Genomic DNA, 23523 nt, shown 5'->3' with positions numbered 1-23523 from the left:
TAGGGCACGCGCCCGATGGAGGGCCCTACCTCAGGGAGCGAATCTCGACCTCGTCACACGGATGAACGAGGAGCGAGAGAGATGCACCAGAACACCAACCCGTACCTGGACTACGAGCTGGCCTACCGCAGGGAGCGGATGCTGGAGGCCGGGACCGGCCGCCGTTCGGGCACCCGCAGGACCCGGTGGGCCCGCCCGGGCCGCCGGACGCGCTGAGAAGCGCCGCGCGTGATGACGGCGAGCCACGCCATGATGGACGGCGTGGCGACCCACACCAGCAGCGTCCTCGTCGGCCGCGACACCGAGCTCGACCAGCTCGTGGCGTGGCTCGACGAGGACCGCCGCGCCGAGCATCCGCGCGCCTCCTCGGTGCTCGTCGCCGGCGATGCCGGCGTCGGCAAGACCCGCCTGCTCACGGAGACCCGCGACCGCGTGGTCGCCGACGGCTGGCGCGTCGTGGCCGGCCACTGCCTCGACCTCGGTGAGAGCGCCCTGCCCTACCTCCCCTTCTCCGAGATCCTCGACCGGCTCGTGAGGGAGCTGCCCGACACCGTGGCCCTGGTGACCGAGCGACAGCCGACGCTCGCCCGGTTGCTGCCGGGCCGCCGGACCCTGGCCGAGGTGACCGACGAGCACGCCGCCGTCGACCGGTCGGCGCTCTTCGACGCCGTGCGGTCGCTGCTCGAGGAGGCGGCCCGCGACGCCCCGCTCCTGGTGGTCGTGGAGGACACCCACTGGGCCGACCAGTCCACCCGCGAGCTCCTCAGCTACCTGTTCACCCGCGAGTTCGCCGCCCCCGTCACGCTCGTCGTCTCCTACCGCAGCGACGACCTCCACCGCCGCCACCCGCTGCGCCGGCAGGTCGCGGAGTGGTCACGTCTCCCCGCCGTACGTCGCCTGCCGCTCGTGCCGCTGAGCGACGAGTCGGTGCTGCGTCTCATCGACGAGCTCGCCCCACCCGGTCTGGCCGCGGGCGACCGTGACGACATCGTCGACCGCGCGGAGGGCAACGCGTTCCTCGTCGAGGAGCTGATCAGCGCCGCCGTCGAGCCCGGGAGGTCGGTGCCGACCGACCTCGCCGAGGTCCTCCTGGTCCGGCTCGACCGGCTCGACGACGCCGCGCGTCAGGTCGTCCGGACCGCCAGTGTGGCCGGTCGCCGGGTGAGCCACGACCTGCTCGCGGCCGCCTCGGGGCTCGACCTGTCCGCGCTCGACGAGGGGCTCCGGCAGGCGGTCGAGATGAACATCCTGGTCCCCACCGGCGAGGACTACGCCTTCCGTCACGCCCTTCTCGGCGAGGCGGTCTACGACGACCTCCTGCCGGGTGAGCGGGTCCGCCTGCACGCCGCGTTCGCGAGCGCGCTCCAGGACGGCGACGCCACCGGTACCGCGGCCGAGCTGGCGCGCCACTCGCGGCTCGCCCACGACCTCACCACCGCGCTGCACGCCTCGATCCGCGCCGGCCACGACGCGCTCGCTGTCGGTGGCCCCGACGAGGCCGTCACCCACTACACGCAGGCCCTCGCGCTGCTCTCGGAGCCGCGACGGGCGGGTGAGCTCGATGTCGACCGGTCCCGGCTGGTGGCCAACCTCGCCGAGGCGCTGACCGCGGCCGGCAGTGTGCAGCGCGCCGCGTCGCTGCTGGCCGAGGAGCTCGACGCGTTGCCGGCGGACGCCCCCGACTCCTGGCGCGCGCGGATGCTCGCGGTGCGCGCGGCGGTGCTGCTGCTGACCGAGAGCGACCAGGACCCGGCGGAGCTGAGCGCCGAGGCGCTGCGCCTGGTCACGTCCTCCGACGGCGTGGAGCGGGCGCGCGTGCTGACCATCCACGCCCGCATCCTCGCTTCCTTCGGACGCTTCGAGGAGGCCGAGCCGTTCGCGATGGAGGCCCTCGCGCTGGCCGACCGGCTCGACCTGCCCGAGCTCGCGCTCGACCTCACGATCACCCTGAGCCAGACCCGCCACGTCGGACCTCGCGCCAGCCTCCGCAGCGCCCTCGCGGAGTCGATCGAGCGGGCCCGCGAGACGGGGGTGGCGGGAGCCGAGCTGCGGGCCCACTTCCTGATGGGCCGCTCCTACGAGGACCACGCCGACTGGGAGAACGCCGCCGAGTCGTTCCGCCGGGCGCTCGTCCTCGCCGAGAAGGCCGGTATCCCCTTCGCCCCCTACGGCTTCGACGCCCGGTGGCACCTCGTGTTCGGGCTGGTGGTCCGCGGCGCGTGGGAGGACGCGCTGGCGTTGCTGGCGGAGGTGCGCAACCCGCCCGTCATCCCGGCGGCGCTGCTCGACCTGTTCAGGCTGAAGATCCGTCAGGCCCGGGGGGAGGACGTCGCCGAGCCTGCGCGTGAGCTGCGGCGCCTGTGGCGCGAGGAGGGCATGATCGCCGTCCACTCGACCGCCCTCGAGATGGTCGCGGCCGGGCGGGCCGGTGATGCCGACGGTGTGCTCGCGGCCTACGACGAGGCCGTCGCCGTGCTGTCCTCGTTGTGGCAGCCGTGGTTCGGCGCCCGGATCCGCATGGCAGCGGTCGCGCTGGGAGCGCTCGCACCGATCCTGCCCGGGCTGCCGGCCGAGGACCGGGCTCGTCACCTCGCCCGGGCCGAGGAGCTCCACGGGGAGGGCCACCGCACGCTGGAGCGCCGTCCCGACCATGCCGGGTTCTGGGGACCGGAGGGGCAGGCGTGGATGAAGCTGCTCGACGCCGAGATGCTGCGGCTCCGCTGGCTGGCCGGCGAGCCGCCTCCGCTCTGGGCACTGGTCGACGCCTGGCGCGACGCGGAGGCCCTCTTCGTCGACTTCGGCGACGCCCACCAGCTGGCCTGCGTCCGCACCGTGCTCGCCTCGATCCTGCGCAGCGGCGGCGACGCCGCGGCCGCGCGCGAGGTCGCCGACCTCGCCCGAGCAGGTGCCGAGGCACTCGGCGCGGTGCCGCTGCTCGACGAGCTGCGCGACCTCGGGTCGCGCCCGGGCCGGAGCTCGGTGGCGAGCGTGCAGCTCACTCCCCGCGAGTCCGAGATCCTCACGCTCGTCGCCGACGGGCGCACCAACGGCGAGATCGGCAGGCAGCTCTACATCGCCACCAAGACGGTCTCGGTCCACGTGTCCAACATCCTGGCCAAGCTCGGCGCCGGCAGCCGCACCGAGGCGGCCGCGATCGCCCGGCGCCGGGGGCTCCTCGGCTGACCCGGCTTCACCCCCGGGAGGGTGGTCGCTCTCCCAGCGGCTCGGTAGGTTCGCCGTACGGGCGGACCGGCCGCCCGACCACCCCAGGAGGCTCGATGACTCCCGACGACCAGGGCAACCCGCTCAGCGACGACGACATGACCACCGGAGGTGGGCCCACGGCCTCCTCGATGCCCTCCGACGCGGACGCGACCGACGGCGACGCCGACGGCACCGACGGCGACGCGCACGACGCGAGCGACGGCGACGCGGACGGCACCGACGGCGACGCGACCGACGCCAGTGACGGCGACGCGGACGGAACTGACGGCGACGCGACCGACGCCAGTGACGGCGACGCGGACGGAACTGACGGCGACGCCGACGGCACCGACGGCGATGCGGCCGACGCCAGCGACGGCGACGCGGACGGGACTGATGCCTGAGTGGCCCTGAACGCCCTCGACCTCCTCAGCGGTGACGCCCAGACCTTTGTCGCGAAGGTCTGGGCGACCCGCGTCCACATCCACCACACCGAGCCCGAGCGGCTCGTGGGGATGCTCTCCCTCGACGACGTCGACCACCTGCTGACCGAGACGGCGATCCGCACACCCTCGGTCAGGCTCGCCAAGGACGGCTCGGTGCTCCCCGAGTCCGGGTACACCCGCCGGGGCGCCTCGCTCGCCGGCAAGGCCCTCACCGGGCTGGTCGACGCGCGCCGCCTCCTGGAGCAGGTCGAGGACGGTGCGACCGCGGTGCTGCAGGGGCTTCACCGCTACTGGCCGCCGCTGCGCGACCTCGTCGCCGAGCTCGAGCTCGAGCTCGGCCACCCCTGCCAGGCCAACGCCTACCTCACCCCGCCGGGCGCCCAGGGCTTCGCCGTGCACTCCGACAGCCACGACGTCTTCGTCTTCCAGACCCACGGCGACAAGCGCTGGGAGGTCCACACGGAGGACCGCGTCGACGACGTGCTCCTCGAGCCCGGCGTCTCGATGTACCTGCCGACCGGCACGCCGCACGCCGCTCGGTCCCAGGAGTCGATGTCGCTCCACGTGACGCTCGGCATCAACCAGCTCACGTGGCGCACCCTGGTGGAGCGCAGCCTCGCGGGCGTCCTGGCCCGGGTGCCCGACAGCCACCTGCCCGCCGGCTACCTCGACGACCCCGACGCCCTCGTCGCCGGGCTCCGCGAGCAGCTGACCGCGGTCGCCGACGACGTACGCCGGCTCGACCCCGAGGTCGCCGGGATGGCCCACGTCGAGCGGTTCCTCTCCCACCGCGGCACCCGGCTCGCCGGGGGCCTGCGCGACCTGGCGTCGCTCGACCGGCTCGACGACACCACGCGGCTCGTCCGCCGCGTCGGACATCCCTGCGTGCTGGTCGACACCGCCGACGGGCTGCGTGTGCTGCTCGGCGACCGGACCCTCGACGTCCCCGGCTACCTGCGACCCGCCCTCGAGCAGGTCCGCGCCGCCGAGGAGCTGTCGCCGGGTGACCTGGCCGGTCACCTCGACCCCGAGAGCCGCCTGGTGCTCTGCCGGCGGCTGGTCCGCGAGGGCCTGCTGCGGGTCGTGGGGTGACCGACTCGTTCCGCTGCGCGTTGGCCAGTGGCCTGCGCGGCGACGACCAGGCCGGCACCGCCTCGACGGTGCGGGCCTTCCTGCTCGTGGAGAACCCCGGTCCGTGGGGCCTCGACGCGGTCCGCGACAACCGCATGCCCGAGGCGGTCAAGCGCCCCCTGGCGGACGCTGCGCGGGCAGCGGGCGTGCGCATCAACCTGGTCCGGCGCCACCGCCGGGCGGCGCCCCGGCACGGGTTCCGGGTATTCGCGGCCTACGCCCACCCCCACCGGCCCTGGCTCGAGACCACGCAGCTCGAGGACGCCGAGCAGCTGCTCGATCTCGACCTCGCGGCCCTCGGCGCGGGTCGCTCGACCGGTCTCGAGGTGACCGCCGACCCGGTCCTCGGGGTGTGCACCCACGGTCGGCACGACGCCTGCTGCGCCGAGCGTGGACGACCGGTGGCGGCGGCACTGGCCGCCGCCCACCCCGACCTCGCCTGGGAGATCTCGCACATCGGCGGTGACCGGTTCGCCGGCAACGCGCTCTTCCTGCCGCACGGGCTCTACTACGGACGGCTCGACGCGGTCTCGGCCGTCGCAGTGGCCGGCTCCCACCTCTCCGGCGAGGTCGACCTCGACCACCTGCGCGGCCGGTCCGGTTACCCGATGCCGGTGCAGGCCGCCGAGATCGCCCTGCGTCGTCAGCTGGGCGAGACCCGGCTCGACGCCGTCAGGCTCCGGTCGCGGCGCCGCGGCGAGGACGGCGTGCTGCACGTCGTCTTCGACGTCGGCGGGGTGGGCTGGCAGCTGGCCGTCCGCACGAGCCACGGCGGGCCGCAGCAGCTGACCTGCCGCGCCGCCCGCACCAGCCCCGTGCCACGGCACGAGGTCATCGACGTACGTCGGCTGCCCTGACGACCGCTCGCGCCGCGGCCCTTCCGGCCCCACTCGCGTACTCGTAGTATGCCGAGCATGTCGATGCTCGAGGACGACATCACCAGGGCCACCCAGCGACGCCTGGAGAGGATGCAGCCCTTCGGCGGCGCCGCCCCGCCAGCGGTCGACGCCGGCGTGCTGCCGCCCGGACCCCACTGGCCGTGGCTCGCCCAGAGCGTGGCGCTGCTCCGCTTCCGCCACTCCTCCGTGCCGTGGCTCCACCGTCGTTACGGCGACGTCTTCACGGTGAGGATCCTCCCGAAGGGCCAGCCCCTCGTGCTGTTCACCCGGCCCGAGCACGCCAAGGAGATCTTCGCCGGCGACCCCGAGATCTTCCACGCCGGCAAGGGCAACGCGATCCTCGGCCCGATCATGGGCGAGCACTCGCTGCTCCTGCAGGACGGCGGTGAGCACAAGCGCGCCCGACGGCTGCTGATGCCGGCGTTCAACGGTCACGCGCTGCGCGGCTACCGCGACCTGGTGGCCGAGGTCGCCAGGTCGGAGGTGTCGGGCTGGCGGCCGGGTCAGACCCTCCGGGCCCTCGACCGGATGAACGCGTTGACGCTCGAGGTGATCCTGCGGGTCGTCTTCGGCGTCACCGACGAGGAACGCCTGGCCGCTCTGCGTCCTCGCGTGAACCGCACGGTCGACGTCGGCCCGGCCGTGCTGATGGGCTGGGGCTACCCGAGGCTGCAGCGGTTCGGCCCGTGGAAGGCGGCCGTCGACAACTCCTACGCCCTCGACCGGCTGATGTACGACGAGATCCGGGAGCGCCGGAGCGCGCCCGACCTCGCGTCCAGGACCGACGTCCTCTCGCAGCTGATCCTGGTCGACGAGGGGGGCGACCGGCTGACCGACGAGGAGCTCCGCGACCAGCTGGTCACGCTGCTGCTCGCCGGCCACGAGACGACCGCCAGCGCGCTGGCCTGGGCACTCCACGAGGTCGGACGCGACCCCGACCAGCTCGCCCGGGCGCGCGCCGCGGCGCGCGAGGGCGACGACGCCTGGCTCGAGGCGGTGCTGAAGGAGTCGATGCGCCTGCACCCGGTGATCCCGATGGTCGCCCGGACGCTGATGCGACCGGCCACGATCGGTGGCCACGAGCTGCCCGCGGGGGTGACCGTGGGTCCCTCGATCCTGGTGGCGCACGCCCGCGCCGACAACCACGACGATCCCGACCGGTTCCGTCCCGAGCGCTTCGTCGGGCAGAACCCCGCGCCCAACACCTGGATCCCCTTCGGCGGCGGGGTCCGCCGGTGCATCGGCGCGGGGTTCTCGCTGATGGAGGGCGTGGAGGTGCTGCGCGAGGTGTTCACGGCCTACGGCGTCGAGAGCGTCGGCCGCGACCGGCCGCTGGTCCGCAACATCACCAGCGTCCCCCGGCGAGGTGCCCGGATCCGCGTCACCACCTAGCGACGGGCGACCACCGGGTCGGTGGGTCCGCCCGTCTGGACGCGCGGACCCGCAAAATGGGGTGAGGCGCGGCGCGTCCCGGTGCCACCATGACCAGTTGTGACCCTGCGGGACCGGCTGCGCGCGATGCGGATGGACCTCACGCCGCTGCGGGAGTCCCGCGACTTCAGGCTGCTCTTCACCGCCGGCACCGTCTTCTACTTCGGCGCGATGGTCTCCTACGTCGCCATCCCCTTCCAGGTCTACCGGCTCACCGGTTCCAACCTCCTCGTCGGCGCGATCGGCCTGGCCGAGCTCGTGCCCCTGGTCGTCTTCGGCCTGTACGGCGGGGCGCTGGCCGACCACGTCGATCGCCGTCGACTGCTGGTGGCCTGTGGCGTCGCGCAGGCGGTGTTCACCGCGGTGCTGGCGGTCAACGCCTTCCGCGCCGACCCGAGCATCCCGCTGATCTTCGTGATGGCCGGGCTGCTGGCGGCGAGCTCGGCGATGCAGCGTCCCAGCCGCGAGGCGCTGATGCCGCGCACGGTGCGGCACGACCAGATCGCCGCGGCCAACGCGCTCAGCAGCTTCGGCATGCAGATCGGCGTGCTCGTCGGACCGGCCACCGGCGGACTCCTGATCGCCTTCGTCGGCATCGGCTGGTGCTTCGTCGTCGACGTGGTCGGGCTCGTCATCGCCTCGGTGCTGTTCTTCTTGATGCGCCCCTACCCGCACCGCGAGGAGACCACGCCCCCCAGCCTCGCCGGCATCCGCCAGGGGATCGCCTACGCCGTGCGCCGCCGCGACCTGCTCGGCACCTACCTCGTCGACATCGCCGCGATGTTCCTCGCCATGCCGGTGGTGCTGTTCCCGGCCCTGGTCGAGGACATCTTCCGGCGCCCCGAGCTGCTCGGCCTCCTCTACTCCGCCGAGACCGTGGGTGCGATCATCGCCACCGCCTCCAGCGGCTGGATCGGTCGGGTCCACCACCACGGGCGGGCCGTGGTGATCTCGGCGGCGGCGTACGGCGCCTGCATCGGTCTGGCGGGCCTGATGCCGAGCCTGTGGCTGGTCGCCCTGTTCCTCATGCTCTCGGGCACCGCCGACATGATCTCGGGGATCTTCCGCACCACCGTGTGGAACCAGACGATCCCCGAGTCGATGCGCGGTCGCCTCGCGGGGATCGAGATGCTGTCCTACTCCGTCGGGCCGCTCGGCGGCCAGGTGCGAGCGGGTCTCGTGGCCGACCTCTGGTCGGTGCGGGGATCGATCGCCAGCGGCGGCTTCGCCTGCGTCATGGGCGTGGCCATCACCGCCGCGATGCTGCGCGACTTCTGGGACTACGACGAGCGCACCGATCCGCACGCCGTGGCCGAGCGCGAGCGACGGCGTGCGGCCGGAGAGGTCATCGACTCCTGAGCCAGGTCACGTCCACGGAGGCCGCCACGGCCTCGAACACCTCGCACACCGCGAGGTAGTCCTCGCGCCGCACCGTCCCGGTCAGCACCCAGGAGGCTCCGTCGACCAGCCACGTCCACTCCTCGCTGAGCACCTCCACGCCCGCCTCGCGGTGGCCGAGGCGGCGGTAGTGGACGGAGTGACCCTCGACGTCGAAGTCGTCCTCGTCCTCCACCTCCACCACGCAGTACGCCGGCGGCCCACCGGCCCGCAGCTCCAGGCGTGCGGCCGGCCGCTGGTCGGGGGGCGTGGGCGCGGTCGCCGTGGTGACGTGCGAGGAGTGACGTCGTCGCCAGCCGGGCGGCCACACCACCGGGTCAAGTGAGCTCATCGGTCACGCCCCCGAGGCGCAGGCGTCGCCGGGGCCGGGGCGGGGGAGCCGGTCCACCGCCGCGTGCCCCGGGCGGCAGCACCGGTGTCTGCTCCCGCGACCCGGGCCCCGTCTGCGACGACGGGTCGCCGAGGCCGGCCAGGTCGGCCACGACCCCGGCGGCGTCGACGGCCGCGTGGGCCGAGCTGACCGCTCGCCGCCGGAACGCCTCGGCCGCCCGACCCTCGAAGTCGTCGCCGGGCAACCGGGACACCGAGACCAGCACCTCGGCCGCACGCAGCAGCCGGGTGGCCAGCTCGGCCAGCGCCGCGTCGTAGGACGGGGCACTCATGCCCGCCACCGCCGCCGGAGCCGCGCGCACTCCTCGGCCACCGCTTCCTCCCGGCCGGCCACGTCGCGGACCAGGGCGACCAGCCGCTCGGCGATCTGGTGCAGGTCTGCCGCCACGGCCTGGGCGGCGGCTCGCGCCCGGGCGAGCCGAGGATCGTGGCCGACCGGGATCGGCGAGCTCGACACCCAGCGGGCGTGCAGCCGGAGGGTACGTGCCGTGGCGAGCAGGACGTCGGGATCGATCCGGAGGCTCATGGGGAGGAGTCTGCGCCCGCCCGCCGTCGGTCCCGCTGGGCCGGCGTGCAGGCTGTGGACGACCGCCTGCCGGGCGTGCTCGCTCGCGCCGTCGGCTCCGGTGGGCGTCCGTTTGGCGGCGGTGAGGGCCCTCCGTGACAATGAGCGCGTGGCTGACCCCGAGGAGACCCAGGAGCACCCCGTCGCGGCGGGGCTGGTGGCGCTGGTCGGGGTGGCGCTCGTCGTCGGCCTGATCCTCGGCCTGGCGGCCCTGGCAGGGACGCGCGTCATGGGCGTGAGCGACGAGGCCACCACGGGCTCGACCCGGGGCGGCGAGGTGTCGATGTACCTGCCGCAGCCGCAGAAGACCACCGCCGACAGCGGTCCCGAGATCACCCTGGGCCCGGGTCAGCAGGCCAGTGGCAAGGGTGAGAAGAAGCCGAAGGACAAGAAGTCCGAGAAGAAGCAGAAGAAGACCATCTCGCTCTCGGCCAGCCAGACCTCGGTCTCGCCGATGGAGCAGATCGACCTCACCGGCGTCTACCCCGGTGGTGAGGGGGCGATCCTGCAGGTGCAGCGCTTCGAGGGCGGCAAGTGGAGGGACTTCCCGGTGACCGCCACGGTCCGCGACCAGACCTTCTCCACCTACGTCCAGACCGGGCGGTCCGGCGTCCAGCGCTTCCGGGTGGTCGACACCAGCTCCGACAAGCCCTCCAACGAGGTGCGGGTCGCCGTCGGCTGACGACCCGCGGCCCCGCTCACTCCGGGAGGTAGTCGAACTGGTCGGGGTGTGGCCCCCGGCGGCCATCCTCGCCGCGGTCGAGGCCGTCGATCGCCGCCATCTGGTCGGCGTCGAGCTCCCAGTCGAGGATGTCGAAGTTCTCGCGCATCCGCTCCGGCTTCGAGCTCTTCGGGAACACGATGTCGCCGCGCTGCAGGTGCCAGCGCAGCGTCACCTGCGAGGGCGTACGACCGAGCTGGTCGGCCACCTTGGTGACGACCGGGTCGTCGAGGACCGCACCCTGCGCGATCGGCGACCACGCCTGGGTGGCGATGTGGTGGCGCGCGTCGGCGGCGCGGACCTCCTCGTTGCGGAAGTAGGGGTGCACCTCGACCTGGTTGACGACCGGCACGACGCCGGTCTCGTCGATGATCCGCTCGAGGTGGGCGGGTTCGAAGTTGGAGACGCCGATGGAGGTGGCCCGGCCGTCCTCCACGAGCTCGGCCAGCGTGCGCCAGGTCGACACGTAGTCGCCGTCGTAGAGCGTGGGCAGCGGCCAGTGGACGAGGAACAGGTCGACCCGGTCGAGCCGCAGCCGGCGCAACGACTCCTCGAAGCTGCGGCGGGCGTCGTCGGGCCGGTGGAAGGCGTTGCTGAGCTTGGTGGTGACGTACAGCTCCTCGCGCGGCAGCCCGCTGGCAGCCAGTGCCTCACCGACTCCCTCCTCGTTGCCGTACATCTGGGCGGTGTCGATGTGCCGGTAGCCCACCTCGAGGCCGTCGGACACGACGCGAGCGGTCTCCTCGGCAGGCACCTGGAAGACGCCGAGGCCGAGCTGGGGGATCGACGTTCCGTCGTGCAGGGCGATGTTCGGGACAGCAGTCATGCCAGGTGTGACAAGTCGCGCCGCCGCACTATTCCGGCAGCAGCCCGTGTGCCCGGAACATGCGGTCGAGGATCTCGTGCACGACCGGCTCCTTGACGCGGTTGTAGTCCATCCCCGTGCCACCGGCCCTCACGGTGGCCCCGGAGGCGACCCGCTTGGCCTCGGCGTACCGCCGGCGGTCCTCGGCGTGCTCCCTGAGCCAGTCACGGAACATCCGGTGCCGCACCACCTCCGGCGAGTCGGGCCCGAAGACGTGCAAGTGGGTGAAGGGGTCGCGGAGCTTGAGCAACCGGTGCTCGTGCCACCACGGCTCCCGGAGCACGTGGTGGAAGCCGGCCGCCACCAGGTCCGGCACGTACGCCGCCTCGTCGGCCGGGTCGGCGACGACCAGGTCGACGTCGAGCACCGGCTTCGCCGGCAGGTCCGCCACCGCCGTGGACCCCACGTGCTCCAGCGCCAGCACCCGGTCGCCGAGGGCCGCGCGTATCGCCCCGGCGACCTGGTCGAAGGCGGCCGGCCAGCCCGGGTCGGGCTCGACGACCTCGAGCGGCGAGCGCCACGCCTCGTGACCGGGCAGCCACGGCGTGGGCGCACCGGGGGGTGGCTCGTCGCCGTGGTGGCGGGTGATCTCCTCGGGGGTGGGCACGGGTCGAGTCTGCCGGGAAGCCGTCGCCGGGATCCACGCAAGATCCGCACAGAAAGTCCCGGGCCCCGGGAACACCCGGCCACCACCCCTTCGTTACGCTGGCACACATAAGTTGAGCCGACAGGGCTCAACTCCCCGAACGGATCAGCAAGACCCCGCAAGGAAGGGAAACACCATCATGGCTCGTGCGGTCGGCATCGACCTCGGGACGACCAACTCCGTCGTCTCCGTCCTCGAGGGTGGCGAACCCACCGTCATCGCCAACGCCGAGGGCTCGCGCACCACGCCCTCCGTCGTGGCGTTCTCCAAGTCCGGCGAGGTGCTCGTCGGCGAGGTCGCCAAGCGACAGGCGGTCACCAACGTCGACCGCACCATCCGGTCGGTCAAGCGCCACATGGGCACCGACTGGGACGTGAAGATCGACGACAAGACCTTCACCCCCCAGCAGATCAGCGCCTTCGTGCTGCAGAAGCTCAAGCGCGACGCCGAGGCCTACCTCGGTGAGACCGTCACCGACGCGGTGATCACCGTCCCGGCGTACTTCTCCGACGCGCAGCGGCAGGCCACCAAGGAGGCCGGTGAGATCGCGGGCCTCAACGTCTCCCGCATCGTCAACGAGCCCACCGCGGCCGCGCTGGCCTACGGCCTCGACAAGGGTGACGACCAGACGATCCTGGTCTTCGACCTCGGTGGCGGCACCTTCGACGTGTCGCTGCTCGAGATCGGCGAGGGCGTCGTCGAGGTGAAGGCGACCTCCGGTGACAACCACCTCGGTGGTGACGACTGGGACACCCGCGTCGTCGAGTGGATGATCAACAAGTTCAAGATGGGCAACGGCGTCGACCTCGGCGCCGACAAGATCGCCAAGCAGCGCCTCCAGGAGGCTGCCGAGAAGGCGAAGATCGAGCTCTCGAGCTCCAGCGAGACCACGATCCACCTGCCCTACATCACCCACGGCGAGTCCGGCCCCCTCCACTTCGAGGAGAAGCTGACCCGGGCCGAGTTCCAGAAGATGACCAGCGACCTCCTCGACCGCACCAAGGCGCCGTTCCAGTCGGTGCTCAAGGACGCTGGCGTCGCGATCGACGACATCCACCACGTCGTGCTGGTCGGCGGCTCCACCCGGATGCCGGCGGTCACCGAGGTCGTCAAGGAGCTGCTCAGCGGCAAGGAGCCCAACAAGGGCGTCAACCCCGACGAGGTCGTCGCGATCGGCGCCGCCCTCCAGGCCGGCGTCCTCAAGGGCGAGGTCAAGGACGTGCTGCTCCTCGACGTCACCCCGCTCTCCCTCGGCATCGAGACCAAGGGCGGCGTGATGACCAACCTCATCGAGCGCAACACCACGATCCCCACCAAGCGGTCGGAGATCTTCACCACCGCCGACGACAACCAGCCGTCGGTGGAGATCAAGGTCGCGCAGGGCGAGCGTCAGATGTGGGCGCAGAACCAGCCGCTCGGCAACTTCGAGCTGACCGGTCTGCCGCCCGCACCCCGTGGCGTGCCGAAGATCGAGGTCACCTTCGACATCGACGCCAACGGCATCGTCCACGTGTCCGCCAAGGACCAGGCCTCGGGCCGGGAGCAGTCGATGACGATCTCCGGCGGCTCGGCGCTGTCCAAGGACGAGATCGACCGCATGGTCAAGGAGGCCGAGCAGTACGCCGAGGAGGACGCCAAGCGCCGGGAGACCGTCGAGACGCGCAACCAGGCCGACTCCCTCGTCTACTCCACCGAGAAGTTCCTCGAGGAGAACAGCGAGAAGATCCCCGAGGACGTGAAGACCGAGGTGCAGGCCGACGTCGACGCGCTCAAGGAGACCCTCGCCAAGGACGACGCCACCGCAGACGACATCCAGGCCGGGGTCACCAAGCTCGGTGAGTCCAGCCAGAAGATGGGTGCCGCGATGTATGCCGCCGCGGAGGCCGAGCAGGCCGCGGCGGGTGGCGCCTCCGAGGCGACGGGAGAGGCTGACGACGACGTCGTGGACGCCGAGATCGTCGACGAGGAGCCCGGCGAGACCGGTGAGTCGTCGGACGAGGCCGACGCGGGTGAGTCCAAGTGACCGATGCTCCGCTGACGCCTGAGGGCGAGCCGGAGCCCGAGGCTGCGGCGGACGCCGATCCGCCGCAGCCCTCGGCCGACGAGGTCGCGGGCGGGGAGCCCGCGGCCTCCGGCTTCGGTGACGCCGCCGCCGAGATGGCCAACGAGACCGAGGTCGAGCCCGGCGACGAGTCGGCGACCGAGCACGACGAGCTGACCGCCGCCCGGGTGGCCCTGCAGGAGCGCACCGTCGACCTGCAGCGGCTCCAGGCCGACTACCTCAACTACAAGCGGCGCGTGGAGCGCGACCGCGAGCTGATCGAGCAGAACGCGACCTACCGCGTGCTGTCGCCGATCATCGAGGTGCTCGACACCATCGACCGGGCGCGCGAGCACGGCGACCTCGACGAGGGGTTCACCGCCGTCGCCGACCAGCTCGAGCGGGTCGTGAGCAAGCTCGGGCTGACGAAGTTCGGCGAGCCCGGCGAGCCGTTCGACCCCAACCTCCACGAGGCGCTCTCCCACATCGGGGAGGATCCCGACGTGGAGGTGACCACCTGCAAGGTGGTCGCCAAGGCGGGCTACCGGATCGGTGAGCGCGTCGTCCGGGCTGCGCAGGTCCTGGTCGTCGACCCGGCGGCCGGCTGAGGCGGGTCGAGAGGAACGGGAGCGAGAAGGACAGGGGGTGGGTGAGTGAGCAGCAACGAAGGGGTGCGCGCGGACTGGGCGACCAAGGACTTCTACCAGGTCCTCGGTGTGAAGAAGGACGCCTCGGCCGAGGAGATCAAGAAGGCCTACCGCAAGCTCGCGCGCGACAACCACCCCGACTCCAACCCCGGCGACACCGCCAAGCACGACACGTTCAAGCAGGTCGCCGAGGCCTACGACGTCGTGGGTGACCCGGAGCGTCGCAAGAAGTACGACGAGGTCCGGGCCGCCTACTCCTCGGGGGGCTTCGGCTTCCCCCAGGGCGGCTTCGGTGGTGGCTTCGACGTCAGCGACCTGTTCGGCGACCGGGCCCGCGGGGGCGGTGGCGGGGGCGGCTTCAGCGACCTCTTCGGCGACATGTTCGGCGGCGGCACGCGGGCCCGCACCCAGCCGCGGCCGCAACGGGGGGCCGACGTGGAGACGACGGCCACCATCGGCTTCACCGAGGCGATGGACGGCGTCACGATCTCGCTGCGCCTCACCTCCGACGCCCCATGCCCGACCTGCTCAGGCACCGGGGGCAAGCCCGGGACCAAGCCCCACATCTGCACCGAGTGCGAGGGAGCGGGGTTCGTCGTCGTCTCCGCGGGCGGTGCGTTCTCGATGAACGAGACCTGCCCCGCCTGTGGGGGACGGCAGCTCGTCTACGACGAGCCGTGCCCGACCTGCCACGGCTCGGGGCGTGGCACGTCCGCGCGGTCGATCCAGGCCCGGATCCCCGCCGGGGTGCGCGACGGCCAGCGCATCCGGCTCAAGGGCAAGGGCGGTGCGGGCGAGAACGGCGGTCCGGCCGGCGACCTGTTCGTGACGGTGAAGGTGCGCCCCCACAAGATCTTCGGGCGCACGGGCGACAACCTGACCCTCGACGTCCCGGTCGCCTTCGACGAGGCGGCGCTGGGCGCCGAGATCAAGATCCCGACCCTCGGCGGGGCTCCCGTGACGCTGAAGATCCCGGCCGGGACTCCCAACGGCCGCACCTTCCGCGTGCGCGGCAAGGGAGCGCGGCGACGCGACGGCACCAACGGCGACCTGCTCGCCACCGTCGACGTCCAGGTGCCGGCGGTGCTCGACAGCGAGGCCCGCGAGGCCGTGGAGGCCTACCGCGCCGCGACCGTCGGGAAGCCGCTGCGGGCCAACCTCTTCGAGGGCGGAGGCGCGTGATGACCGGGCCGGTGTTCGACGCCCCGGGACCCGAGGCGGCCGTCTACGTCATCTCCGTCGCCGCGGAGCTCTCGGGCCTTCACCCGCAGACGCTTCGCGCCTACGAGCGGATGGGGCTGATCACCCCCGGTCGCACGGCCGGGGGCGGTCGCCGCTACTCCCACCGTGACATCGAGCGGCTTCGATCGATCGCCGAGCTGACCTCGGCCGGCGTGGGGGTCGAGGGCGTCCGACGGCTCCTCGAGCTCGAGAACCAGGTGACCGCGCTGCGGGCGCGCAACGCCGAGCTCGCCGCCGAGCTCGACGCGACCCGCGAGTCGCTGCGCCAGGCGATGGCGGCCCGACCGGTCCGCGACCGGCTCCCGGCCCTGCGCCCGCCCGACGTCGGCCAGTCCGTCGTGATCTGGCGCCGCGGCCGCTGAGCCCCCCAAGGCCGGGTAACGCAACGTCCGGCTCGCTCCCGGTACGCCACAACGTCCCGGGAGGGTCACGGACGTTGCGTTACCGAGCGCGCGATCGGTCGGCCCAGTGCGCGGGGCGGGTCAGCTGCGACGGGATCGTCGTGGCGCCGTCGCCGACGGACCCGTTGAGCTGGGGCTGGCTCACGAACCACGCCTGCCCGAGTCGCGCGCCACGTACGTCGGCGTCGCGCAGGTCCGCTCCGAGCAGGTCGGCCCGCGCCAGCTCGGCACCGCGCAGGTCGGCCCGGACCAGGCTCGCCCCGCGCAGGTCGGCGCGGGAGAGGTCCGCACCCGCCAGGTCGGCCCCGACGAGGTCGGCCGGCATCGGTTGCGCCCGCCCGTGCAGCCGGACGGTCGCGGCCCGCAGCACCGGGCTGACCCGGGACCGCAGCGTGTCGAGGTCCGCGGTGAGCAGCGTGATGGGCTCGGCGTGGGTGAGTGCGACGATCTCCGCGCTCAGGCGGGCGGCGTCCGGGTCCGGCGCGCGCCGGCCCACCTCAGCGAGGTGGGAGAGCATCTCGTGGAGCTGCCGCACCACCGACAGCACCGCGGCCATCTCCCCGAGGTTCGCGCCCTCGCGCCACGAGACCCCGCCGTAGATCACCTGGGAGACGTGCTGGCCGGCGCCGAAGCAGTCGAACGTCGCGCAGCCGCTCCAGCCGTCCCGGCGCAGGGTGTCGTGGATGGTGCAGTGGTCGTCGACGTCGAGGTGGCCGCACGGCACCCCGCCGGCCTTGTCGGCCCCGAAGCCACCCTCCCGCCGGAACGGCAGGAGCACGCAGCACAGGCCGAAGCATCGGCTGCAGTCGGCCGTCAGCCCGTGTGTCGTCTCCCCCGGCACCGCCCCATCGTGTCACGCCGGCTGAGTATCGGGGACCACCTGCGGAGGCCCACCCGCCCCTACGGTCTGGGCATGACCGTCTCCCGGGTGCTCCGCGTCCTCGCCAAGCTGGGCGCCGCCGTCGTGGGGCTGGTGCTCCTGGGCTACCTCTTCGTCAACGTCGGCGCACTGGTGGCGGCGAGCGCCCACCGGGACGAGCTCGCCGGCCAGATCACCCAGCGCCTCGCCGAGACGGTGCCGGCGGCACGGGAGCGACAGCAGCAGGTGAGCGCGACCGCGTCCCGCCGTCCCGACCGGACCTGGCTGGTCCAGGAGTGCTCCTTCGAGACCCGCGACGCGGGGTGGATGGTGCAGAGCTACCGGGAGGTGTGCACGCTGCGGTCGGTCGCGGCGTGGCAGGTCGAGGACCTGCGTGCTGCCCGGGCGCTGGTCGACGGCGTCCCCGGCCTCGAGGGTCTGCGCCAGGTGGAGTCGCTCGGCTGCACCGCCGTCGCGCACGGCCCCACCGGCACGGCGTCGTACGTCGCCGGCGGCTGGGACCGCGAGGTGGTCATGGACCGGCCGTGGTGCCTGGTCGGGGTCGAGCCGCGCGACAGCCAGCCGTCTCGAGCCGTCACGGGGAGCCCGGAGCTCTTCGACCCGGGGGTCGACTGGCTCGTGCTCGACCACGAGGTGGAGCTGGTCGAGGAGGACCTCGGCTGCGTGCACTGGTCGGTCCTCTTCTGCGACAACCCCTTCGGTGACGAGCTGGCCTGGGGCGACGCCCCCGCCTGAGCCGGCACGACGGCGGTACGATCCGGCTCCCGGTGCGTGCGTGACCTGGCCCGGTGCATCACCGTTGCTCTCGACGAGGAGGGAGGGTCTGGTCCGTGGACTGGGTGGTCTTCTGGTCGATCCCGGTGTTCACCGGCGTGGTCGGCTGGCTGATCAACTGGACCGGCCTGGTCATGCTCTTCCGGCCGGTGCGCTTCCACGGGATGCGGGTGCGCGGTCTGCGTGAGCTGTCCTCGGTGCTGCCGCGCAAGGCCCAGGAGGTGCCCGGCATCCTCCAGGGCGGCATCGGCTGGCAGGGGATCATCCCCGCCCGGGCCGCGAAGATGGGCTCGATCGCCGTCGACAAGGCCATCGCCAAGCTCGGCACCCCCGCGGAGTTCTACGAGAACCTCGAGCCCGACCGGATCGCCGAGCACATCGTCGAGCTGTTCGGGCCCGAGCTGCCGGGCCTCATCGACGAGGTCATGCAGGCCGAGCACCCGACGCTGTGGCGCGACCTGCCCCCGGCCGGCCGGCGCGCGGTCGTGGCCCGGGTCCAGGAGCAGCTGCCCGGCGTCGTACGCCGGATCACCACCGAGATCGGCAAGCACATCGACCAGCTGCTCGACCCCAAGCTGATGGTCATCGAGCACTTCCGGCAGAACCCCGCGCTCGTGGTCCGCATCTTCCGTGACTTCGGGCAGCGCGAGCTCAACCTCATGGTGTGGTTCGGCGGCGTCTTCGGCTTCCTGCTGGGCATCCCGGTCGCCGTCCTCGACTTCACCTTCCACCAGTGGTGGCTGCTGCCGGTGCTCGGCGTCATCGTCGGGTGGGTGACCAACGCGCTCGGCATGTGGTTGATCTTCGAGCCGCCGGAGCCGCGGCGGATCCTCGGCTTCCGGGTGCACGGGCTCTTCCCACGGCGCCAGAGCGAGGCCGCCGAGGTCTACGCCGGGATCATCGCCGAGGACGTGATCACGCTGCGCAACATCGGCGACTTCCTCCTCAACGGCCCGCGCGGCGACCGGACCCGCCAGATGCTCGGTGACGCGCTCGGGCCGGCCATCGACCAGGCCGCCGGCGTGGTGCGTCCCGCGGTCAAGGTGGCGCTGGGTCGGGGCCGCTACGACTCGATCCGCAGCGCGATCGCGCGCGAGGGGGTCGAGTACACCCTCACGCCGTTCCAGGACGAGGAGTTCAGCCAGGCCCAGGCCGACAAGATCCGCGCCCTCATCGCGACGCGGACCCGCGAGCTGCCGCCGCGGGACTTCGTGGAGATGATGCGGGCCGCGATCCGGGAGGACGAGTGGATGCTCTACGCCCACGGCGCCATCATGGGCTTCGGCGGGGGGCTGCTGCACCTGTGGATCTTCGGGGTGGGAGGCGGATGAGCCACGACGACAGGGAGCCGTCGCGGGTGAACGGTGCGGTCGGCGCCGTCCCCGGACTGGCCCGGATCGCTGCGGTGACGGGACTCAACGCCGCGCAGTGGAGCGTGCTCGCGTCGGCGCGGACCGTACGCCGACTGGTGGCCGCGACGCGTGACCCGGCCGTGGCCGTCGGGCTCGCCCAGGAGCTCGGCGTCACCGTCGGGACGATCACCGACATCGGCCGTGCGGTGGCCCGGGGTGTCCCTCTCCACCGGGCCCTGGCCACGGCCGCCGAGGTCGAGGCCGACGCGACCGAGCGGCAGGACCCGGTCGAGGACCACGCGACGCTGCGGGAGCGGGGCGCCGACCTGCTAAAGCGCTCACGCGACGTCTGGGCCGAGGAGGGGCAGCACCCGGCGTTCTCCCGGATCCTCGGCGACCTCGCACCCGACGAGGCCCGGGTGCTGCTGCTCCTGGTGCGCTCCGGCCCCCAACCCAGTGTCGACGTGCGGACCGGCGGGCCGGTCGGTGTGGTGCACAGCCGACTCGTCGCGGCCGGGTTGACGATGATCGGTCCTCGGGCCGGCTGCCGCTACCTGGAACGGGTGCACGCCTACCTCGACAACCTCCACCGGCTCGGGCTGGTGTGGTTCTCGCGCGAACAGCTGACCGACCCGATGGAGTACCAGGTGCTGGAGGCGCAGCCCGACGTGCTCGAGGCGATGCACGCGGAGCGGTTCACGAAGGTGGTGCGGCGCAGCATCCACCTCACCCCGTTCGGTGAGGACTTCTGCCGCGCGGTGCTGCTGCCGGCCGATGACGCCACGGAGTACCCGATGCACGGGCAGCCGGGGGACGGGGCGTCCTGAGGCCTAGGGATACTCGTGGTTGAGCGGGTAGGGGCGGACCACCTTGACCGAGCCGGCCGCGGCCACCTTCTGCAGGTGGAGGTTGATGCTGCGGGGGGAGACGCCCTTCTCGATGAAGCCGACCGCGCCGGCCTCCATCGCCGCCTCGACCATCCTGGTGGCGCCGATCGCCGAGACCACGACGTACTTGGCGGCCCAGTGGGCCTCCTTCAGCCTGGGCAGCAGCTCGAGCCCGCCGATGTCGGGCATGTGGAGGTCGACCAGGACGAGGTCGGGCTGGTGGTCCTGGACCGCCTGCAGCGCGGACGCGCCGTCGCCGCCCTCACCGACGACCTCGAAGCCGCCGACCTCGAGGCCCATGCGCATGAAGTCGCGGGCGTCCGGGTCGTCGTCGACGATGACGACCTTGAGGCCGGCGATCTCCTGGTCTTCCTCGACGGGGGCAGGAGCGGGCTCGGGATCCTTCCTGCCGAACAGCTTGCCCAGACCCATGGTGTTCCCCTTCGTCTCCGTCCGCCACGATCCTAGCGTCGGCGACTCTGAACTCGGAGGATTGCCCCACGCTTCGGGGATTCGCCGAAGTTGAGTGGAACAGACTCAACCTTCTCGACGTTGGGTGAGGTGTCGTCACCGTGGGTCGGCAGGGACCACTCGGGCAGTCAGGGCAGGAGGACCAGACGTGAGCCAGTTCGGGGCCGAGAAGTTCACCACGCGCAGCCGCGAGGTCATCGAGGCGGCGCAGCTGTCGGCGACCACGGCGGGCAACTCCACGACCGAACCGGTGCACGTGCTGCTCGCGCTGCTGCGCCAGGAGGACGGGACGGCGCGGAGCCTCGTGGCGCGCGCCGGGGCCGATGCCTCGGCGCTCACCGCTCGGGCCGAGCAGCTCGTCGACGGCCTGCCCCGCGCCACCGGCGCGACGGTGCAGCAGCCAGCGGCGTCGGCCGCGCTGACGCGCGTGCTGGCGGGGGCCCTCGACCTGGCCTCGTCGATGAAGGACGACTACGTCGCCACCGAGCACCTGCTGATCTCCCTCGCGACGGTGGAGTCGCCGGCGCGTGACGCGCTGACCTCCGCCGGGCTCACCGCCGACGGGCTCCGCGAGGGTCTGACGGCCGTGCGCGGCAACCGCCGGGTGACCAGCCAGGAGGCCGAGGCGACCTACGAGGCCCTTGACAAGTACTCCGTCGACCTGACCCGCGCCGCCGAGGAGGGAAAGCTCGACCCCGTCATCGGCCGCGACGCCGAGATCCGACGGGTGGTGCAGGTGCTCTCCCGACGTACCAAGAACAACCCGGTGCTGATCGGCGAGCCCGGCGTGGGCAAGACCGCCGTGGTGGAGGGTCTCGCTCAGCGAGTCGTCGACGGCGACGTGCCCGACTCCCTCAAGGGCCGCCGGCTGCTCAGCCTCGACCTGGTCGGCATGGTCGCCGGCGCGAAGTACCGCGGCGAGTTCGAGGAGCGGCTCAAGGCCGTGCTCGAGGAGATCAAGGACGCCGGCGGACAGGTCATCACGTTCATCGACGAGCTCCACACCGTCGTCGGCGCCGGTGCCGGCGGCGACTCCGCGATGGACGCCGGCAACATGCTCAAGCCGATGCTGGCCCGCGGCGAGCTCCACATGATCGGGGCGACGACGCTCGACGAGTACCGCGAGCGGATCGAGAAGGACCCGGCGCTCGAGCGGCGGTTCCAGCAGGTCTACGTCGGTGAGCCGAGCGTCGAGGACACGGTGCAGATCCTGCGTGGCATCCAGGAGAAGTACGAGGCGCACCACGGCGTCCGCATCACCGACGCCGCCCTCGTGGCGGCCGCGACGCTGAGCGACCGCTACATCACGGGCCGCCAGCTGCCCGACAAGGCCATCGACCTCATCGACGAGGCGTCGTCTCGGCTGCGGATGGAGCACGAGTCCTCGCCGGAGGAGATCGACGAGCTCCGGCGCCAGGTGCAGCGGCTGCAGATGGAGGAGTTCGCCCTCGACAAGGAGACCGACGACGCCTCGCGCGAGCGGCTGGAGAACCTGCGCCAGGACCTCGCCGACAAGGAGGAGGCGTTGCGCGGCCTCGAGGTCCGCTGGGAGCGAGAGAAGGACCAGCTGCAGGGCGAGGGGGAGCTGCGCCGCCAGCTCGACCAGCTCCGCATCGAGGCCGAGCGGCTGCAACGTGAGGGCGAGCTGGGCAAGGCGAGCGAGATCCTCTACGGCCGGATCCCGGCGCTGGAGGACCAGATCCAGCAGGTGCAGGAGGCCGAGGCCGCCGACATCGAGCCGCTCGTCGGCGAGGAGGTCGGCGCCGAGCAGATCGCCGAGGTCGTGGAGGCCTGGACCGGTATCCCGACCGGCCGGATGCTGCAGGGCGAGACCGCCAAGCTGCTCGAGATGGAGGAGGTGATCGGCGAGCGGCTGATCGGCCAGCACGCCGCGGTCAACGCGGTCAGCGATGCCGTGCGCCGCTCGCGGGCCGGGATCAGCGACCCCAACCGTCCTACCGGCTCGTTCCTGTTCCTCGGTCCGACCGGCACCGGCAAGACCGAGCTGGCGAAGTCGCTGGCTGACTTCCTGTTCGACGACGAGCGGGCGATCGTGCGCATCGACATGAGCGAGTACTCGGAGAAGCACTCGGTGGCACGGCTGGTCGGGGCGCCCCCGGGCTACGTCGGCTACGAGGAGGGTGGTCAGCTCACCGAGGCGGTGCGTCGCCGCCCCTACTCCGTGGTGCTCCTCGACGAGGTCGAGAAGGCCCACCCGGAGGTCTTCGACATCCTGCTCCAGGTGCTCGACGACGGGCGGCTCACCGACGGCCAGGGGCGCACGGTCGACTTCCGCAACACGCTGCTGATCCTCACCAGCAACCTGGGCTCGAACTTCCTCGTCGACCCGACGCTCGACCCGGAGAAGCGCCGCGAGTCGGTGATGTCGGTGGTGCGGGCGTCGTTCAAGCCCGAGTTCCTCAACCGGCTCGACGAGGTCGTCGTCTTCGACGCCCTGTCCAAGGAGGACCTGGCGCACATCGTCGACCTGCAGCTGGCGCTGCTCGAGAAGCGGCTGGCTGTCCGCCGGATCGCCATCGCCGTCACCGACGCCGCGAAGCAGTGGCTGGCCGACACCGGCTACGACCCGGCCTACGGCGCCCGGCCGCTGCGCCGGCTGATCCAGACCGCCATCGGCGACCCGCTCGCCCGGCAGCTCATCGCCGGCGAGGTCACCGACGGTGGGGAGGTCACCGTCGACGTGACCGACGGCGAGCTGGTGCTGCGCTAGGCATCCCGGTGGCGCCGGCGGGGCAGGACTCCGCCCGCGACGAGTGCCCACAGGATCAGCACCGGCTGGAAGAAGAGCCGCAGGAACCGCTTGCGGTCGGTGTCGAGGCCGAACGCGTCGGTGCCCTCGACGTACTGCGCGACGTTGCCGGGGAAGATCGCGACGAAGAAGGCGGCCAGCAGGATGCCGATGGTGCGCTGGTGCCGCGGCAGCGCGACGAAGGCGGCGCCGAGGCCGATCTCGGCGACGCCCGACGCGACGACGACGAGGTCGTCGTCGACCGGCATCCAGTCGGGCACCTGGGCCCGGAACTCGCTGCGCAGCGACGTCAGGTGGGCCACCCCGGCCGCCACCATCGCGGTGCCGAGCAGCAGCCGGGCGCCGGTGCGCGCCAGGCTCAT

At 72.5% G+C, this 23523-nt stretch carries 24 protein-coding genes; 16 read left to right on the top strand and 8 right to left on the bottom strand.

From position 1 onward, the window contains the following. Window positions 1–81 precede the first annotated feature (81 nt). The 7 genes from K6T13_RS17605 to K6T13_RS15875 all read left to right on the top strand — a co-directional run bounded on the left by K6T13_RS17605 (window position 82) and on the right by K6T13_RS15875 (window position 8470). On the top strand, window positions 82–216 hold the full coding sequence (locus K6T13_RS17605) for a hypothetical protein (RefSeq protein ID WP_283247930.1): 135 nt from the start codon (window positions 82–84) through the stop codon (window positions 214–216). Window positions 217–231: 15 nt separating this feature from the next. Beyond that, a complete protein-coding gene (locus K6T13_RS15900; protein ID WP_249424053.1) occupies window positions 232–3183 on the top strand; it encodes a helix-turn-helix transcriptional regulator in 2952 nt (983 codons plus the stop codon). Window positions 3184–3278: 95 nt separating this feature from the next. Further along, window positions 3279–3608, top strand: coding sequence for a hypothetical protein (locus K6T13_RS15895; RefSeq protein WP_222895500.1), 330 nt, complete (start codon window positions 3279–3281; stop codon window positions 3606–3608). Further along, the gene (locus K6T13_RS15890) at window positions 3609–4742 is read left to right on the top strand and encodes a cupin domain-containing protein (RefSeq protein ID WP_222895499.1); all 1134 of its coding nucleotides are present in this window, start codon (window positions 3609–3611) and stop codon (window positions 4740–4742) included. It abuts the gene before it with no gap. Beyond that, window positions 4739–5638, top strand: a complete 900-nt coding sequence (locus K6T13_RS15885; protein WP_222895498.1) for a ferredoxin family protein — start codon at window positions 4739–4741, stop codon at window positions 5636–5638. The genes K6T13_RS15890 and K6T13_RS15885 overlap by 4 nt, the downstream gene beginning before the upstream one ends. Before the next feature lie 57 nt (window positions 5639–5695). After that, the gene (locus K6T13_RS15880) at window positions 5696–7072 is read left to right on the top strand and encodes a cytochrome P450 (protein ID WP_222895497.1); all 1377 of its coding nucleotides are present in this window, start codon (window positions 5696–5698) and stop codon (window positions 7070–7072) included. 99 nt (window positions 7073–7171) lie between these two features. Next, the gene (locus K6T13_RS15875) at window positions 7172–8470 is read left to right on the top strand and encodes an MFS transporter (RefSeq protein WP_249423826.1); all 1299 of its coding nucleotides are present in this window, start codon (window positions 7172–7174) and stop codon (window positions 8468–8470) included. On the opposite strand, the gene K6T13_RS15870 is transcribed toward K6T13_RS15875, so the two are convergent. Genes K6T13_RS15870 through K6T13_RS15860 form a run of 3 tightly spaced genes read right to left on the bottom strand, consistent with a single transcriptional unit; the run spans window position 8457 to window position 9425 of the window. Continuing rightward, window positions 8457–8840 (bottom strand): hypothetical protein, encoded by a 384-nt coding sequence (locus tag K6T13_RS15870; RefSeq protein WP_222895496.1) that lies wholly within the window; start codon window positions 8838–8840, stop codon window positions 8457–8459. The genes K6T13_RS15875 and K6T13_RS15870 overlap by 14 nt on opposite strands. Continuing rightward, window positions 8827–9171, bottom strand: coding sequence for a hypothetical protein (locus K6T13_RS15865; protein ID WP_222895495.1), 345 nt, complete (start codon window positions 9169–9171; stop codon window positions 8827–8829). The genes K6T13_RS15870 and K6T13_RS15865 overlap by 14 nt, the downstream gene beginning before the upstream one ends. Further along, on the bottom strand, window positions 9168–9425 hold the full coding sequence (locus K6T13_RS15860) for a hypothetical protein (protein ID WP_222895494.1): 258 nt from the start codon (window positions 9423–9425) through the stop codon (window positions 9168–9170). The genes K6T13_RS15865 and K6T13_RS15860 overlap by 4 nt, the downstream gene beginning before the upstream one ends. Before the next feature lie 148 nt (window positions 9426–9573). Here K6T13_RS15860 and K6T13_RS15855 point away from each other — a divergent pair, with 148 nt between their 5' ends. Then, window positions 9574–10146: a hypothetical protein gene (locus tag K6T13_RS15855; RefSeq protein ID WP_222895493.1), complete on the top strand. Its 573-nt coding sequence runs from the start codon at window positions 9574–9576 to the stop codon at window positions 10144–10146. Window positions 10147–10162: 16 nt separating this feature from the next. On the opposite strand, the gene K6T13_RS15850 is transcribed toward K6T13_RS15855, so the two are convergent. After that, window positions 10163–11011 (bottom strand): aldo/keto reductase, encoded by an 849-nt coding sequence (locus K6T13_RS15850; protein WP_222895492.1) that lies wholly within the window; start codon window positions 11009–11011, stop codon window positions 10163–10165. Window positions 11012–11039: 28 nt separating this feature from the next. Further along, complete coding sequence (locus K6T13_RS15845; RefSeq protein ID WP_222895491.1) at window positions 11040–11657, bottom strand: GrpB family protein; 618 nt, start codon at window positions 11655–11657, stop codon at window positions 11040–11042. A 178-nt stretch (window positions 11658–11835) separates the two neighbouring features. On the opposite strand from K6T13_RS15845, the gene dnaK reads away from it, so the two are divergent. Genes dnaK through K6T13_RS15825 form a run of 4 tightly spaced genes read left to right on the top strand, consistent with a single transcriptional unit; the run spans window position 11836 to window position 15988 of the window. Then, window positions 11836–13719, top strand: coding sequence for a molecular chaperone DnaK (gene dnaK, locus K6T13_RS15840; protein ID WP_222895490.1), 1884 nt, complete (start codon window positions 11836–11838; stop codon window positions 13717–13719). After that, entirely contained in the window at window positions 13716–14345 is a 630-nt protein-coding gene (gene grpE / locus K6T13_RS15835; protein ID WP_249423825.1) for a nucleotide exchange factor GrpE, read from the top strand. Before dnaK ends, grpE begins: the two co-directional genes overlap by 4 nt. 45 nt (window positions 14346–14390) lie before the next feature. Beyond that, on the top strand, window positions 14391–15566 hold the full coding sequence (dnaJ, locus tag K6T13_RS15830; RefSeq protein ID WP_222895489.1) for a molecular chaperone DnaJ: 1176 nt from the start codon (window positions 14391–14393) through the stop codon (window positions 15564–15566). Beyond that, a complete protein-coding gene (locus K6T13_RS15825) occupies window positions 15566–15988 on the top strand; it encodes a heat shock protein transcriptional repressor HspR (RefSeq protein WP_222895488.1) in 423 nt (140 codons plus the stop codon). The genes dnaJ and K6T13_RS15825 overlap by 1 nt, the downstream gene beginning before the upstream one ends. A gap of 79 nt (window positions 15989–16067) precedes the next feature. On the opposite strand, the gene K6T13_RS15820 is transcribed toward K6T13_RS15825, so the two are convergent. Further along, a complete protein-coding gene (locus K6T13_RS15820; protein ID WP_249423824.1) occupies window positions 16068–16805 on the bottom strand; it encodes a pentapeptide repeat-containing protein in 738 nt (245 codons plus the stop codon). A gap of 135 nt (window positions 16806–16940) precedes the next feature. Here K6T13_RS15820 and K6T13_RS15815 point away from each other — a divergent pair, with 135 nt between their 5' ends. From K6T13_RS15815 to K6T13_RS15805, 3 genes are all read left to right on the top strand, one after another. Further along, window positions 16941–17642 carry a hypothetical protein gene (locus K6T13_RS15815; RefSeq protein WP_222895487.1) on the top strand — a complete coding sequence of 234 codons (702 nt, stop codon included), beginning with the start codon at window positions 16941–16943 and terminating at the stop codon, window positions 17640–17642. 95 nt (window positions 17643–17737) lie between these two features. Beyond that, a complete protein-coding gene (locus K6T13_RS15810; protein ID WP_222895486.1) occupies window positions 17738–19012 on the top strand; it encodes a DUF445 domain-containing protein in 1275 nt (424 codons plus the stop codon). Continuing rightward, window positions 19009–19860, top strand: a complete 852-nt coding sequence (locus tag K6T13_RS15805) for an Abi-alpha family protein (RefSeq protein ID WP_222895485.1) — start codon at window positions 19009–19011, stop codon at window positions 19858–19860. The genes K6T13_RS15810 and K6T13_RS15805 overlap by 4 nt, the downstream gene beginning before the upstream one ends. A 3-nt stretch (window positions 19861–19863) precedes the next feature. On the opposite strand, the gene K6T13_RS15800 is transcribed toward K6T13_RS15805, so the two are convergent. Then, a complete protein-coding gene (locus K6T13_RS15800) occupies window positions 19864–20352 on the bottom strand; it encodes a response regulator (RefSeq protein WP_222895484.1) in 489 nt (162 codons plus the stop codon). Window positions 20353–20539: 187 nt separating this feature from the next. On the opposite strand from K6T13_RS15800, the gene clpB reads away from it, so the two are divergent. Continuing rightward, the gene (gene clpB / locus K6T13_RS15795) at window positions 20540–23122 is read left to right on the top strand and encodes an ATP-dependent chaperone ClpB (RefSeq protein WP_222895483.1); all 2583 of its coding nucleotides are present in this window, start codon (window positions 20540–20542) and stop codon (window positions 23120–23122) included. Here clpB and K6T13_RS15790 read toward each other — a convergent pair. Next, window positions 23119–23523, bottom strand: a complete 405-nt coding sequence (locus K6T13_RS15790; RefSeq protein WP_222895482.1) for a DoxX family protein — start codon at window positions 23521–23523, stop codon at window positions 23119–23121. The two genes, clpB and K6T13_RS15790, sit on opposite strands and share 4 nt — an antisense overlap.

Origin of the sequence: Nocardioides coralli, from assembly GCF_019880385.1 — a bacterium.
Taxonomy (GTDB): Bacteria; Actinomycetota; Actinomycetes; order Propionibacteriales; family Nocardioidaceae; genus Nocardioides; species Nocardioides coralli.
Note: the sequence above shows the minus strand (reverse complement) of the source record. Positions and strands in the feature narration are given on the sequence as shown.